The organism is Superficieibacter sp. 1612_C1 (assembly GCF_015234305.1).
Classification (GTDB): Bacteria; Pseudomonadota; Gammaproteobacteria; order Enterobacterales; family Enterobacteriaceae; genus Superficieibacter.
Genome location: NZ_JADGMI010000001.1, coordinates 1,203,789 through 1,218,517, shown reverse-complemented (window position 1 = coordinate 1,218,517; position 14,729 = coordinate 1,203,789). Strand labels below are relative to the sequence as shown.

Annotated in this window: 14 protein-coding genes; 6 read left to right on the top strand and 8 right to left on the bottom strand. The window is 53.7% G+C overall.

The annotated features are described in order from the left end of the window. Window positions 1–7: 7 nt before the first annotated feature. Window positions 8–1,501: a SmvA family efflux MFS transporter gene (locus INT84_RS05840; protein WP_194205990.1), complete on the top strand. Its 1,494-nt coding sequence runs from the start codon at window positions 8–10 to the stop codon at window positions 1,499–1,501. On the opposite strand, the gene yddG is transcribed toward INT84_RS05840, so the two are convergent. Next, window positions 1,498–2,379, bottom strand: a complete 882-nt coding sequence (gene yddG, locus INT84_RS05835; protein WP_194205989.1) for an aromatic amino acid DMT transporter YddG — start codon at window positions 2,377–2,379, stop codon at window positions 1,498–1,500. The genes INT84_RS05840 and yddG overlap by 4 nt on opposite strands. A 224-nt stretch (window positions 2,380–2,603) precedes the next feature. On the opposite strand from yddG, the gene fdnG reads away from it, so the two are divergent. From fdnG to fdnI, 3 genes are read left to right on the top strand one after another with little or no spacing between them, the layout of a single operon-like run. Further along, the gene (gene fdnG / locus INT84_RS05830) at window positions 2,604–5,651 is read left to right on the top strand and encodes a formate dehydrogenase-N subunit alpha (protein WP_194205988.1); all 3,048 of its coding nucleotides are present in this window, start codon (window positions 2,604–2,606) and stop codon (window positions 5,649–5,651) included. A gap of 11 nt (window positions 5,652–5,662) precedes the next feature. Beyond that, complete coding sequence (fdxH, locus tag INT84_RS05825) at window positions 5,663–6,544, top strand: formate dehydrogenase subunit beta (RefSeq protein ID WP_194205987.1); 882 nt, start codon at window positions 5,663–5,665, stop codon at window positions 6,542–6,544. Then, window positions 6,537–7,184 (top strand): formate dehydrogenase-N subunit gamma, encoded by a 648-nt coding sequence (gene fdnI / locus INT84_RS05820; protein ID WP_194205986.1) that lies wholly within the window; start codon window positions 6,537–6,539, stop codon window positions 7,182–7,184. The genes fdxH and fdnI overlap by 8 nt, the downstream gene beginning before the upstream one ends. 32 nt (window positions 7,185–7,216) lie before the next feature. On the opposite strand, the gene INT84_RS05815 is transcribed toward fdnI, so the two are convergent. The 3 genes from INT84_RS05815 to sra form a co-directional block, all read right to left on the bottom strand. After that, on the bottom strand, window positions 7,217–7,633 hold the full coding sequence (locus tag INT84_RS05815; RefSeq protein ID WP_194205985.1) for a type II toxin-antitoxin system HigA family antitoxin: 417 nt from the start codon (window positions 7,631–7,633) through the stop codon (window positions 7,217–7,219). Beyond that, complete coding sequence (locus INT84_RS05810; RefSeq protein WP_194205984.1) at window positions 7,624–7,947, bottom strand: type II toxin-antitoxin system HigB family toxin; 324 nt, start codon at window positions 7,945–7,947, stop codon at window positions 7,624–7,626. The genes INT84_RS05815 and INT84_RS05810 overlap by 10 nt, the downstream gene beginning before the upstream one ends. A 485-nt stretch (window positions 7,948–8,432) precedes the next feature. Beyond that, window positions 8,433–8,573: a stationary-phase-induced ribosome-associated protein gene (sra, locus tag INT84_RS05805; protein ID WP_176917405.1), complete on the bottom strand. Its 141-nt coding sequence runs from the start codon at window positions 8,571–8,573 to the stop codon at window positions 8,433–8,435. 223 nt (window positions 8,574–8,796) lie between these two features. Here sra and INT84_RS05800 point away from each other — a divergent pair, with 223 nt between their 5' ends. Continuing rightward, window positions 8,797–9,228 carry an OsmC family protein gene (locus INT84_RS05800; RefSeq protein WP_194205983.1) on the top strand — a complete coding sequence of 144 codons (432 nt, stop codon included), beginning with the start codon at window positions 8,797–8,799 and terminating at the stop codon, window positions 9,226–9,228. 44 nt (window positions 9,229–9,272) lie between these two features. Here the strand turns inward: INT84_RS05800 and INT84_RS05795 are convergent, their stop codons facing one another. Beyond that, the gene (locus tag INT84_RS05795) at window positions 9,273–10,052 is read right to left on the bottom strand and encodes a hypothetical protein (protein ID WP_194205982.1); all 780 of its coding nucleotides are present in this window, start codon (window positions 10,050–10,052) and stop codon (window positions 9,273–9,275) included. A 1-nt stretch (window position 10,053) separates the two neighbouring features. After that, window positions 10,054–10,248 carry a hypothetical protein gene (locus INT84_RS05790; protein ID WP_194205981.1) on the bottom strand — a complete coding sequence of 65 codons (195 nt, stop codon included), beginning with the start codon at window positions 10,246–10,248 and terminating at the stop codon, window positions 10,054–10,056. A gap of 173 nt (window positions 10,249–10,421) precedes the next feature. Between INT84_RS05790 and INT84_RS05785 the strand changes: the two genes are divergently transcribed. Beyond that, window positions 10,422–11,609: a zinc-dependent alcohol dehydrogenase gene (locus INT84_RS05785; protein WP_194205980.1), complete on the top strand. Its 1,188-nt coding sequence runs from the start codon at window positions 10,422–10,424 to the stop codon at window positions 11,607–11,609. 39 nt (window positions 11,610–11,648) lie between these two features. Here the strand turns inward: INT84_RS05785 and INT84_RS05780 are convergent, their stop codons facing one another. Together INT84_RS05780 and INT84_RS05775 are read right to left on the bottom strand one after the other, a co-directional pair. Beyond that, window positions 11,649–13,148, bottom strand: a complete 1,500-nt coding sequence (locus tag INT84_RS05780; RefSeq protein WP_194205979.1) for a helix-hairpin-helix domain-containing protein — start codon at window positions 13,146–13,148, stop codon at window positions 11,649–11,651. 17 nt (window positions 13,149–13,165) lie between these two features. Continuing rightward, window positions 13,166–14,722 (bottom strand): PP2C family serine/threonine-protein phosphatase, encoded by a 1,557-nt coding sequence (locus INT84_RS05775; RefSeq protein WP_228065825.1) that lies wholly within the window; start codon window positions 14,720–14,722, stop codon window positions 13,166–13,168. Window positions 14,723–14,729 lie beyond the last annotated feature (7 nt).

Sequence of the window (14,729 nt, the reverse complement as noted above, 5' to 3'; positions counted from 1 at the left end):
TGTTTGTATGTCTCGTCAGTGGCTGACGTTAGTGATTATCGTGCTGGTTTATATTCCGGTGGCGATTGATGCCACGGTACTGCATGTCGCCGCGCCCACCCTGAGCGTGACGCTGGGCGCAAGCGGTAATCAACTGCTGTGGATCATTGATATTTACTCGCTGGTGATGGCAGGTCTGGTATTGCCGATGGGCGCGCTGGGTGATCGCATCGGCTATAAGCGGCTGTTAATGCTGGGTAGCGCACTATTTGGCGTGGCGTCGATGCTGGCGGCCATTGCCCATAGCGCAGAGTGGCTCATTATGACCCGCGTGTTACTGGCCGGGGGCGCGGCGATGATCCTCCCGGCGACGCTTGCCGGGATCCGCACCACCTTTACCCAGGTACGTGAGCGCAATATCGCGCTGGGGATCTGGACCGCCGTCGGCTCAGGCGGCGCGGCATTCGGGCCGCTCATTGGTGGGATGGTGCTGGCGCAGTTTCACTGGAGTGCGATATTCCTGATTAACGTGCCGATTATTCTGATCGTGCTGCTGCTGGGCGCGTATTTATTGCCGCGTCAGGCCGGTCGTCGGGAGCAGCCGCTGGATCTGGCGCATGCGCTGGTGCTGATTACGGCGATCCTGCTGCTGGTCTATGGCATTAAAACCGGCATGAAAGGGCAGCTTGCCGTCGGTATCGTACTGGCGATTTTAGTGGCGGGCGCGGCGTTACTGGTCATTTTTATTCGTCTGCAATTACGGGCGGTACGGCCGATGATTGACCTGAGCCTGTTTACGCACCGCATTATTTTAAGCGGGGTGGTGATGGCGATGACGGCAATGATAACGCTGGTGGGATTTGAACTGCTGATGGCGCAGGAACTGCAATTCGTTCACGGGATGACACCGTTTGCCGCCGGACTGTTTATGCTGCCGGTCATGGTGGCGAGTGGTTTCAGCGGACCTGTTGCCGGCGTTCTGGTCTCACGCCTGGGATTACGTTATGTGGCGACGGGAGGCATGACGCTCAGCGCGCTGAGCTTTCTCGGGTTGTCGATGACCAGCTTTAGCGCTCAGCCGTGGCAGGCATGGTGCCTGATGGCGCTGCTGGGATTCAGCGCCGCCAGCGCCTTACTGGCCTCGACGGCAGCCATTATGGCGGCGGCACCGAAAGAGAAAGCGGCGGCAGCAGGGGCGATTGAAACGATGGCTTATGAACTCGGGGCCGGGCTGGGCATTGCGCTTTTCGGGGTGATCCTCAGCCGTAGCTATGCCGGGTCAGTCACCCTGCCTGGCGGATTAACGGCGGAGCAGGCCGGACAGGCCACGTCTTCCATTGCAGAAGCGATCCAACTTGCCGCAACGCTGGATCACGGTATGGCCCAGGCGCTGATCGCCGCGGCCAGAGAGGCATTCATCACCTCACACAGCGTGGCGTTGTACTCTGCCGGCGGCATGCTGCTCTTACTGGCCGCCGGGATCTGGTTTGGTCTGGCAAACGCAGAAAAAGCGCCAGCTTAACGCTGGCGGGTGGCATACCAGCTTAGCAGGGAGCCTGCGCAGACCATGCAGGCTCCCTGCCAGAAAGCCCATGACAGGGATGCATTAAGCAACAGGGCGGCCAGTGCCGAAGAGAGTACCGGAGTAAAATAGGACGCGGTCGCCAGAATGGTCACATTACCGTGCAGGATACCGACGTTCCACGCGGCATAGCCAAAACCCAGCGCCAGAGCAACCAGGCCGAGCCTGAGCGTTACCGGCCAGCTAAAGAGCATCGGCGGCTGTTCAGAGAGCACGTATTTTAACCATAAGGTCACCGCGGTCAGCAAAATAAACAGCGTGATCCCGTTATTTCCCGCGGCATATTTGCGGGTTACCGTACAGTAAGCGGCCCAGATAATCGCGCCGCAAAATGCCAGAATATAGCTCAGGGGGCTGGAGACAACGTTGCTGATAATATCGTCAATACTGAATCCATTATCTCCACCCAATACCCAGCCGACGCCGATAATACACAACAACAGGCCGGGAATTATCCATCCATTTGTACGCTGGCCGTTAAACAGAATGGCGAACAAAATAGTCAGCCCTGGCCACAGGTAATTAACCATCCCGGCTTCGATCGCCTGGTGGCGCGTGGTTGCATACCCCAGCGACAGCGCAAGACAAATTTCATAGCACACGAACAGCACGCTACCTGCGACAAGATAGCGCCGGGGGAAGCGGCGGATATCGGGAAAACCGACGGTGACCAGCAGTAAAAGACCGCTGAGGGTGTAAATCATTGCTGCACCGCCTACGGGACCGAGACCTTCACTGACTCCCCGAATAAGCCCCACCATCGTACTCCACAGGATTATAGCCATCAGTCCGATAAGCGTTGCGCGTTGTTTTGTCATGGTGAGTCAATATGCCCAATGAAATGCCAAACGGCAGTTATACCATTTTTGTTCCATCATGCCGAATTAATCACCAGCGTCATTACTTCCTAAGGATTAATAAAATTCGCTCGCTGCGACTATTAAGAGGGCGTCAACGGGCTGAATTGATTTGACGCAAAAAATGCAGGGGCTTTGCTGTTAGTTTCCATGCCGCATGACATTTCAGAATAATGAGGAAGGCAATGAACGTCAGTCGCAGAAAGTTTTTTAAAATCTGCGCGGGTGGTATGGCCGGGACGACGGCAGCGGCGCTGGGGTTTGCCCCCAAAATGGCGCTGGCTCAGGCACGCAATTATAAACTGCTGCGCGCCAAAGAGATCCGTAATACCTGTACGTACTGCTCCGTAGGATGTGGGCTATTAATGTACAGCCTCGGTGATGGGGCAAAGAACGCGAAAGAAGCGATTTATCATATTGAAGGCGACCCGGATCATCCGGTCAGCCGCGGGGCGCTGTGTCCGAAAGGCGCGGGCCTGCTGGACTATGTTCATAGCGATAATCGTCTGCGTTACCCAGAGTATCGCGCGCCGGGTTCCGACCAATGGCAGCGCATCAGCTGGAACGACGCGTTCGATCGCATTGCCCGTCTGATGAAGGCCGATCGCGACGCCCATTTTATTGAGAAAAACGAACAGGGCGTCACGGTCAACCGCTGGTTGTCCACCGGGATGCTGTGCGCCTCGGCGGCGAGTAATGAGACCGGCATGCTGACGCAAAAATTCGTCCGCTCGCTGGGGATGCTGGCAGTCGATAACCAGGCACGCGTCTGACACGGACCAACGGTAGCAAGTCTTGCTCCAACATTTGGTCGCGGTGCGATGACGAACCACTGGGTTGATATCAAAAACGCCAACGTGGTGATGGTGATGGGCGGTAATGCCGCCGAAGCGCATCCGGTGGGGTTCCGCTGGGCGATGGAAGCCAAAAATAATAACGACGCGCTGCTGATCGTGGTCGATCCGCGCTTTACGCGCACGGCGTCGGTGGCGGATATCTATGCGCCTATTCGTTCCGGCACGGACATCACCTTCCTGTCCGGCGTCCTGCTGTACCTGATCCAGCATCAAAAAATGAATGCTGAGTACGTTAAGCACTATACCAACGCCGGTTTGCTGGTGCGGGATGATTTTAGTTTTGATGACGGCTTGTTCAGCGGTTACGACGCGCAAAAGCGTCAGTACGATAAATCCTCATGGAACTATCAGTTCGATGAAAATGGCTACGCCCGTCGCGATGACACGCTGACTCACCCGCGCTGCGTCTGGAACCTGCTGAAACAGCACGTTTCCCGCTATACGCCGGAAGTGGTGGAAAATATCTGCGGTACGCCGAAAGCGGATTTCCTGAAGGTATGTGAAGCGCTGGCCTCAACCAGTGCGGCGGACCGAACCACCACCTTCCTGTACGCGCTGGGCTGGACCCAACATACCGTGGGCGCACAGAACATCCGTACCATGGCGATGATCCAATTACTGCTGGGGAATATGGGCATGGCGGGCGGCGGGGTCAATGCGCTGCGCGGTCACTCCAATATCCAGGGATTAACCGACTTAGGGTTGCTCTCGACCAGTTTACCGGGCTATCTGACGCTACCGTCGGAGAAACAACCCGATCTGCAAACCTATCTTACAGCCAGCACGCCGAAAGCGACGCTGCCGGACCAGGTAAACTACTGGAGCAACTATCCGAAGTTCTTCGTCAGTCTGATGAAATCCTTTTACGGCGAGGCGGCGCAGGCGGACAACAACTGGGGCTTTGACTGGCTGCCGAAGTGGGATCAGTCCTATGACGTCATTAAGTATTTCAACATGATGCACAACGGGAAAGTGACGGGCTATATCTGTCAGGGCTTTAACCCGGTTGCCTCGTTCCCGGATAAGAACAAGGTGGTGCAGTCGCTCAGCAAGCTGAAATACATGATCGTCGTCGATCCACTGGTCACCGAGACATCGACGTTCTGGCAAAACCACGGCGAGATGAACGATGTGGATACGGCGTCTATTCAGACTGAAGTGTTCCGTCTGCCGTCAACCTGCTTTGCCGAAGAGGATGGATCGATTGCCAATTCCGGACGCTGGTTGCAGTGGCACTGGAAAGGGCAGGACGCGCCGGGGGAAGCGCTCAATGACGGCGAGATCCTGGCGGGAATTTATCACCGCCTGCGCGATTTGTACCGCAGCGAAGGCGGGCCGGGCGCGGAGCCGCTGCTGAAAATGGCGTGGGACTATGAGCAGCCGGATCGTCCGCAGTCCGAAGAGGTCGCGAAGGAGAATAATGGCGTCGCGCTGGCCGATCTCTATGATGCCAGCGGCGCGCTGGTGGCGAAAAAAGGCCAGTTGCTGAACAGCTTTGCGCTGCTGCGCGATGATGGCACCACCGCATCCTCCTGCTGGATCTACAGCGGCAGCTGGACGGAGCAGGGCAACCAGATGGCGAACCGCGATAACGCCGATCCGTCCGGGCTGGGGAATACCCTCGGCTGGGCGTGGGCGTGGCCGCTGAACCGACGCGTGCTCTATAACCGCGCCTCGGCGGATATTCACGGTAAACCCTGGGACCCGAAACGGATGCTGATTGCCTGGAACGGTACGACGTGGAGCGGTAACGATATTCCTGATTTTAATACCGCGCCGCCGGGGAGCAACACCGGGCCGTTTATTATGCAGCCGGAAGGGCTGGGACGGCTATTTGCCCTCGATAAGCTGGCGGAAGGACCGTTCCCGGAACATTACGAGCCGATGGAGACGCCGCTGGGGACCAACCCGCTGCACCCGAATGTGGTGTCCAGTCCGGTCGTGCGCGTGTATGACGAGGATGCGCAGCGGCTGGGTAAGAAAGATAACTTCCCGTATGTCGGGACGACGTATCGTCTGACCGAGCATTTCCATACCTGGACCAAACATGCCCGGCTGAACGCCATCGCACAGCCGCAGCAGTTCGTTGAGATCAGCGAAGGGCTGGCCGCCGCAAAAGGAATACTGAATGGCGATCGGGTGACGGTGAGCAGCCAGCGCGGCTTTATTCGCGCGGTAGCCGTCGTCACGCGCCGCTTGCAAACCTTGCAGGTGAACGGTCAGCGGGTTGAGACCGTCGGTATTCCGCTGCACTGGGGCTTCGAAGGGGTGGCGCAGAAAGGCTATATCGCCAATACGTTGACGCCTAACGTCGGCGATGCCAACTCGCAGACGCCGGAATATAAAGCGTTTTTAGTTAACATCGAGAAGGCGTAAGGGAGCGAACCATGACGATGGAAACACAGGACATTATCAAACGCTCCGCCACCAATCCGGTTACGCCGCCTCCCCAGGGGCGTGATTATAAACTGGAAGTGGCCAAGCTTATCGATGTCTCCTCCTGCGTGGGTTGTAAAGCCTGCCAGGTGGCCTGCTCAGAGTGGAATGATATCCGTGATGAGGTGGGGCATTGCGTCGGGGTTTACGACAATCCCGCCGATCTGAGCGCTAAGTCCTGGACGGTGATGCGCTTTAGCGAGACCGAAGAAAATGGCCGACTAGAGTGGCTGATCCGCAAAGACGGCTGTATGCACTGCGCGGATCCTGGCTGTCTGAAGGCCTGTCCCTCCGCCGGAGCGATTATTCAGTATGCCAACGGTATTGTTGATTTTCAGTCGGAACATTGCATCGGTTGCGGCTACTGCATTGCCGGCTGTCCGTTTAACGTGCCGCGGCTGAATAAGGATGATAACCGGGTCTATAAATGCACGCTGTGTGTGGATCGGGTGAGCGTCGGGCAGGAGCCCGCCTGCGTGAAAACCTGTCCCACCGGGGCGATTCACTTTGGCACTAAGCAGGAGATGCTGGAGGTGGCGGCGGAACGGGTCGGGAAACTCCATGCGCGCGGCTATCAGCATGCGGGCGTGTATAACCCGGTGGGCGTGGGCGGTACGCATGTGATGTACGTCCTGCATCATGCGGACCGGCCGCAGCTCTATCACGGTTTAGCGAAAGATCCGCATATCGATACCGCCGTTACGCTATGGAAAGGGGTGCTGAAGCCGCTCTCCGCGATAGGTTTTGTCGCCACCTTTGCCGGATTGATTTATCACTACATTGGCATTGGCCCGAATAAAGAGGTCGATGATGAGGAGGAGCATCATGAGTAAGATGATTGTGCGTACCACCTTTATCGACCGGGCCTGTCACTGGACGGTGGTGATCTGTTTCTTTCTGGTGGCGCTGTCGGGGATTTCGTTTTTCTTCCCGACGCTTCAGTGGCTGACGGAAACCTTCGGCACGCCGCAGATGGGGCGCATCCTCCATCCATTCTTTGGGGTAGTCATTTTTATTGCTCTGATGTTTATGTTTGTTCGCTTTGTACATCATAACATTCCGGATAAGCAGGATATCCCGTGGGTGAAGGGCATCCTCGAGGTCCTGAAGGGCAACGAGCATAAGGTCGCCCGGGTAGGAAAATACAACGCCGGACAGAAGATGATGTTCTGGAGCATCATGAGCATGATTTTTGTATTACTGGTGACGGGCGTGATTATCTGGCGGCCTTATTTTGCGCATTACTTCCCGATTCAGGTGATCCGCTACAGCCTGCTGCTGCACGCGACGTCGGCGATTATTCTGATCCACGCCATTCTTATTCATATGTATATGGCGTTCTGGGTGAAAGGCTCCATTAACGGCATGGTGGAAGGGAAGGTTAGCCGCCGCTGGGCGAAGAAGCATCACCCGCGCTGGTACCGGGATGTGGAGAGACTGGAAGCAAAAAAAGAGAGTAGTGAAGGAATGTAATCTCACTCCGGCCCCCTTCGTGGGGCCGGGTGTTAGTCGAGGAATAGCGCTGGAGATACGCCAAACCGTGCGGCAAGTTTTTTTATATGCGCGAGGGTAAGTTGGCGTTCACCGTTTAATACGCGCGATACCATAGATTTGCTACCGATTTCATCTTTAAAATCTGAAAGCGTCAGATTATGTTGATCGATCAGGATACGTAGCGTGGCGAGTGCTGAATGGGTTTTAGCGCTCGCTTTTCTGAAGGCCGCCACTTCAGGTAATGTTGCTTCATACACCGCAATTTTTGCGGCTACCAACTCAAGCAACGGGTTTTCCGGATCGTGCAGGAGCCAATATTCCACCAGCCTCAGAGCATCATCATAGTCCTCACATCGTGTACTACCGACAAGGAGGGGGATTGCTCGTTTTAATGCTTCTGCTGCTTTTAATGCCTCTTCTACAGCCATTTGGTTTTTCCTTTAGTGCGACACTTCATTACAAATTCATCGTACTCTTTATGTGTGTAAATATGCCGGACATAAAATTTTTGGGTTTTAAAAAAGATGATTGCAATGATGCGTAGTCTGTTTCTTGCAATATCAATAACATAGTACTTATCAATATATTTAATATTATCCAGAGTAGGATAAATTTGTCGCAGGGAATCAGGAGTAGGGAACTGCCCTTTGGCAATAATCTTTCCCAGTGCGATCAACTCATCTCTGAACTGTGGATACTTCTCTGCCGCCACGGCAAGTTTCTTTTGTGAAATTACATGCATATGACCTTCCGTTGCCATTTTGTCAACACTATACGCTCAGTGCAGCTTAATCACACGCTTTTCTTCAGGCAATAGAGATAGCGCAAAGCCTGAAAGCTCCTCGCAATATTTGGGATTTTCAGGCTAATGTTGCTGGTGGATAAAACATTAGTTACAACATACTTAATGCTTGTCTTTAACAAATAATCATACGCAACACCGTACCTTTACTTACCCAGTTTTGCAGAAAGAACAGGCCACCCCCGAAACAAAAACACCACCTTCCGGGGAAGGTGGTGTCAGCTTGTTAAAAAATCGGGTTTTGCTATGTCTGTGCCGTTTTGCCGGGTGGCGGCTTCGCCTTACCCGGCCTACAGGTTGTCCACCATCTGTAGGCCTGTGTAAGCAAAGCGCCACCAGGCATAATTCCACGGTATAACGTTTATCAGCAGTCAGACACCCCCCTCCCGAGAAGATGGTGTCTGGGATCACATCGAAAAGACGCTTTATTCGCTACGACGTTTACGGCCAGTCGCGTGGGTGTGCGTAACAGGGGTTTCGCTATCACCTTCAATAACGACTTTTTTCTGATTTGAGACCCGGTAATCGAGTCCAAGGATGTGACGTGCCTGACGGTTCGATTTCATTCTTACTCCTTAATCCTGTTTTACTGGTTTCAAGGACAAGCCCGGCGGGTGCCGGACGAAACGTTACCCTAAAGGACAGCTCGCGAGGCGAGCTGACTGTTAAGCATTGACCAAACCCTGGCGTTTTGCAATCGATCGGCGGCTTTTAGGAACACTCTCTTTTTGCCGCAAACTTTCAGGCGCGTCCTATACTTGATGACTCGACAGCAAAAAGGAGTCAATTATGACGATTCATAAGAAAGGTCAGGCACACTGGGAAGGGGATATCAAAAGTGGTAAAGGTACCGTCTCGACAGAGAGTGGCGTCCTTAACCAAAGCCCGTATGGTTTCAATACCCGTTTTGAGGGTGAGAAAGGAACCAACCCTGAAGAGTTAATTGGCGCAGCACACGCCGCCTGCTTTTCAATGGCGCTTTCACTGATGTTGGGCGAACAGGGTTATACCGCGACTTCCATCGATACCGTTGCAGACGTTTCCCTTGATAAAAAAGACGGTGGTTTTGCGATTACCAAAGTTGCCCTGCAAAGTAAGGTCTCGGTGCCGCAGATTGAACAGTCTGCCTTTGACGCTATTATCCAGAAAGCGAAGGCGGGTTGCCCGGTTTCACAGCTGCTGAATGCTGAGATCACGCTTGATTACCAGCTGAACGCCTAATCCCCGACTCGCCCGCATGCTGCGGGCGAGTTCTTTTACTCCCTTTAAATATCCTTAAACATTTCGCTTTCTTTGCGCATCCCCAGCGCCAGAGTATGAGAAGGATCGAAAAGCGATAAGCTTTCGATTTGCTCTATCAGGATCACCTTACGAAAATCCAGCGCCGATTGTGGCTCCGATGCCAGGGTAATCTCATGATCCGCATACCATGCGCTGTAATTATGTTCGGCAGTAAAGTCGAATGTCTTACTGTCGCGATAACCGCTTAACATAGGGATGATCACAATATTGCTGGCGTTACTGGCATCAAACGTCGCAGCATGAACCATGCCGATATAAATACGTTGAGACCGCAACGTCAGCCAGACCAGTTGACCACTCTCCATACACTGATAAAGCAGTCCCTCAAGGCTATTTCCGCTGGCCAGCGTCTTGTAAAGCGCCAGTCGTCCTTTACTATCCAGTCTGGCACTCATCGCCCAGTTGGAGCGGTAGAGACAAAAGAAAATCGCGAAGGCCAGCATGATCACTACCGGAGCCTGAATGCCTAAAAAGCTCCAGTTCATGAATACCATCTGAAACCGATGTTCTTCAGGTCCAAACCAGGCGGGAAGGGCGTTCATCGTCACGGACGCGATCAATAACATCAGCCACAGAATGCCAGTGGCAATAATACCTTGCAGGACGAAAATACAACCATAAAGGGCGACCAGAAAATACACATCCCAGCCGAAAGTGCGTTTGAATTTAAAACGGGTGGAGAGATCCCGGCTGCTATACCAGTAACCACACACCATCAGAACCATAAATATAGCCGTTCCCATCTCAGGCCCTTTTCAGTGCGTTAACGTGGCGATCAAAATCTTCCTGTACGGCGCGGCAATGGACATTGACCGTCGCATTGCCGTCGTCATCCACCAGGATGCGTTCGCCATCTTCAATAGATTCTTCGATATCCTGGTGATTAATGACCTGCAAAAATCTCTCGGGGCTGGTAAAAAGTGAACGGAACCATCGCATAGTAAAACCTCCTGCACCCAGTATAGAAACTCCGGACAAAACAGGCGGACGGTAATTATTTATACCAGATAATTCTTAGACAAGGCTTACGCCCTCCCTTCAGCTTGAACTTTGCCCGCTGGCAACTAGATTTAAGACTTCCCGCCCTGGCGGATCATTTCCCGGAGAATCACATGAAAGCACTCACTTATCACGGGCCGCACAAAGTCAGCGTTGATACGCATCCGGATCCCATAATTGAAGCCAGTGATGACATTATTCTGCGGGTCACCGCAACGGCTATTTGCGGCTCCGATTTACACCTTTATCGCGGAAAAATTCCGGGTACCGGTCACGGTGATATTTTTGGTCATGAGTTTATGGGCGAAGTCGTCGAGACGGGGAAAGATGTCACGGCGGTGAGCCGTGGCGACCGGGTTGTGATCCCTTTTGTCATTGCCTGCGGCAACTGTTTTTTCTGTCAGCTTGAGCAATATTCCGCCTGTGAAACGACCAATAGCGGGAAGGGTGCAGCGCTGAACCGCAAAACCATTACGCCACCCGCTGCGCTATTTGGCTACAGCAAATTATACGGGGGCGTCCCCGGTGGTCAGGCAGAATATGTCCGCGTTCCCAAAGCCAATACCGGTCCGTTTAAAGTTCCTCGCGTATTGTCCGATGATAAAGTTCTCTTTTTAACCGATATTTTGCCAACCGCCTGGCAGGCGGTTAAAAATGCAGAGATCAAAAAAGGGTCCAGCGTGGCGATATTTGGTGCCGGACCGGTGGGGTTATTGTCAGCCGCCTGCGCGCGTTATTTAGGCGCAGAAAAAATATTTATGATCGACCATCATGATTACCGCCTCGATTTTGCCCGCCAGTGTTATGGCGTTATTCCGATTAACTTTGATAAAAATGACGATCCGGCGGCGTGGATTATTGAAAATACCGATAATCATCGCGGCGTGGATGCGGTCATTGACGCGGTTGGTTTTGAAGCCAAAGGAAGCCTGACGGAAACCGTACTTAGCAATCTCAAGATTGAGGGCAGCAGCGGTAAAGCGCTGCGCCAGTGTATCGCTGCGGTGCGCCGTGGCGGCATTGTCAGCGTACCGGGCGTTTATGCCGGGTTCATTCACGGTTTCTTGTTCGGTGACGCCTTCGATAAAGGCTTAACCTTCAAAATGGGCCAGACGCATGTGCATGCGTACCTGCCGGAACTGCTGAAACTGATTGAAGAAGGGCTGCTGCGTCCGGAAGAGATTATTACTCATCATATGCCGCTGGAAGAGGCGGCAAAAGGCTATGAGATTTTCGAGAAGCGCGAGGAGGATTGCCGCAAAGTGATCCTTGTTCCAGGAATGTCAGCCGTGGCTGAGTAAGCGAATCGCCGGGTGAGAGGTTCACCCGGCTCATCATGGTTAATTTGAGACCAGTTGCACTACCACCAGCCTGCCACCTTCTTCCGTTGAAAGCACGAACTGGGTCCCGTCGTCCAGCGCCAGCTTATCGCCGATCCCAATGACCGTTTTGTCAGGCAGCGACATCAGGCCCGGAATGCCTTCATTCACCAGCCACCAGCGATCGTTATGGAAAACGAAATACCCGACCCGTTTCTTCTGGGCTTCTGTCGTGCGCTCATTGGGAGCCACTAAACGATTTACGTGCCAGGCGAACAGCGACTGCCCGCTCCAGACCATCAGGCGGTGATCGTCCGGTCGGAAGCTGCCCGCTTTACGTGACGAATATAAATTGAGGATCGGCAGTTTCCCCTTGTAAGGGGTGCCGCAATACGGGCAAACCGGTTTGGTTTTACCTGAAAAAACGTACCATTTCTGCTCGCAGCCAGGATTCTGGCACGGCTGGATAAGATCGACCGTTTTCACCAGGGCCGATTCCCATTCGTCCGCCGTCGGGCGACGCTGCGGATCGTGCAGGCCCTCGATAAACGCCCGGTCAAACAGTGGGGTCAGGTACGGTCCCATGATGGTGTAAGGGATCTTCTGCGGATCGGCCCACGGCAGCGATGATGGCGAGACCTGATTGAGTTTCACCGCGTTGCTGCGATCGACAGGGTGCTCAATAAATAGCGCTTTTTCACCCATCGACAGGGATTCGTCGCGCATTTCGTCGTCCAGATCGTGAATTTTACCGCCCCGGAGCGGATGGCGGTAAAACAGGTACATATAAATCAGCACTGACAGCGCGTGCCTGTCCGTCAGAATGCTCGGCAAAACCCGGCGCGGATCGTCTTTTTCCAGATGGCTGGTTTTAACCACTTCCGGCGCAATAAAATCCGGCGTGCCCACCACATCCGGGGGAAATTTTCCCGGCACCACAAGGCCATCGACATCAATAATGCAGGCGTGACCTTGCTCCGGGTCGATCAGGACGTTTTTGTAACTCAGATCGCTATGACACAGTCCTGCCGCATGCATACGCCTTACCGCGCGGCTCAATAATAAGCAGACCTTGAGATAGGTCAGGGTATTGCCTTTTTCGCGCGGATCGAGAAATTTGTTCTGGTTGTTGGCGCTGGCAAACCATTTCCCCTCTTTTTCGCGCCCGCGAATGCCGAGAAAATCGTTATTTTTGGAGCCATATTTGAAAAAGAAGTGGCTTTGGTAGGTCGGCACCACAATACCGATTTTCCCGTCATGTTCCACTACGCTGGTCGGCCAGCAGAAAAGATCCTTCCAGTATTCGCCGCCGGCCTGCTCAAAAATATTGGGCCGATAGCGGCCCGTGATCATGTCGATTCGCTCGCGCGCCTGCTCATTCTGCGGCTTTTTATAAAACGCCACCACATAGCTTTTATCCGGCGAAAAATAGACATCCTTCATTGAGCCGGAGCCGATGATTTCATCCACATATTGAACGGTTTTACCGTCCCGGGTGGTACACGTTACGATATTTGCCATATTATCTCACCCGCCCGTCACCATGAGACCACGATAGTGCGGTCGTCGTGATTGCCTGGCGAAAAGAAGTTCAGCCATTCAACCAGGTTCTCCGCCGCGTTTTCTGCATCGTCCAGATGAGGCGTCAGCTCTGCGATCAGCGCATCCCATTTCTGTGGATTTTGCAGCCCGTTATCTGTTTCGAAGCAGGGATCGGACACGCCGTCCGTCATCAGCACCAGGTGGGAAATCTCTTTCCAGCGGCCGATAATAATGCGCTTGCTGAATTCCGCATCCTGGATGGTTTCAGCGTCCAGAAAGCGTGTCTGACCCGCGTATTCACCGCTGTCCGGCATACCCAGGACGCGAACTTTTCCCGCAGGGCCGTAGGCAGCAATAGCACCATCGCCCAGCCAGAAAGCAGCCGCAAAAATCTCATCGCCTTCACGAAAAGAGACCAGTGCTAATAACGTCGTTGAGTAGGATTTACTTTTTTCCCCGGCGATTTTGGCTTCATGGTTGATATTGTTAACCGCCAGCGCCGAGGCCAGACTGAACTGGCGGTAAAAATAGTCCCAAATCTGCCGCTGATCGTCGGTGTTCCACTGGGTAATTTGGGTTTTGAGCGCCAGACCTTTATCGCCTTTAAGCTGATCAAACAGGTAGTTACCAGCCGTTTCGGTGGCAATCCGTGAACCCTGACGTGAATGACTGGCGCTACCTGCGCCATCAGCGACCAGCATCACGCTCCAGCCGCTCTGCTCGCTGGCGTTAATGTAAAAATCATCATCGCGGAACGAGCCAACATGGGCGTGGGAGCGTCCACGGCGGCTGGCCGCGGCGATGGTCACGCCAGCATGTTTAATCAGCTGATGATCGAGATTGGTTTTGTAATACCTGTCTTCTTCTGGAGGATCGATATCTTTCCATAACGTCCGAGGATCGGGATTAACTATAAACGTGATCCTGGATGCACCGTCAGGATGTGACGGGCAGGACCATTTCACCGTAATCTCCATGTCGCCGCTGGTTGTTGGCGTGCCTGACAGAGTGCCTTCAGCCCGCTCAAACGTTAGTCCAATGGGCGCGTCGAAAATAATATCTTCAACCTCGGCACGTTCGCCATTATCAAGAGCAATATCTACCGTACAGTGAAAAGGCGCACCAGCCCGGGCGTTGGCAATGCCGATCCGCGCGTTGGGAGCCTTGAGCGGCGGGGTGTGCGCTGCGGCCGGATGCGAGGGAATCTGGCCGGGCTTTAATAATTCAACCGGTTTACTCACGGATTCAGCTTCCTGAGGCGCTGTTTCATTGAGTTCATCGTAAGGCATTTTTTGCCACGGCGCAGGGTTGGTACTTTCTTCATCCGGGGCGTTCTCTTCCGGTGCAGGCGGCGGATTTTTGTCAGCCGCTTCAGCGTCAGATTCAGGCTCTGACGCTGCCTCTTCTGCCGCGCCCGCGCTGACTTTCTCAATGATCGCGCTGATTTCGGCGTCAAGCTCGTCGTTGTGACTGAGGGAGCGTTGTTCCTCCGGCGTCAAGGTCAGGCCTTTTTCGGCAATAATCAGAGCGAGGATCTTTTTTTTCAGAGGCATATTGTCG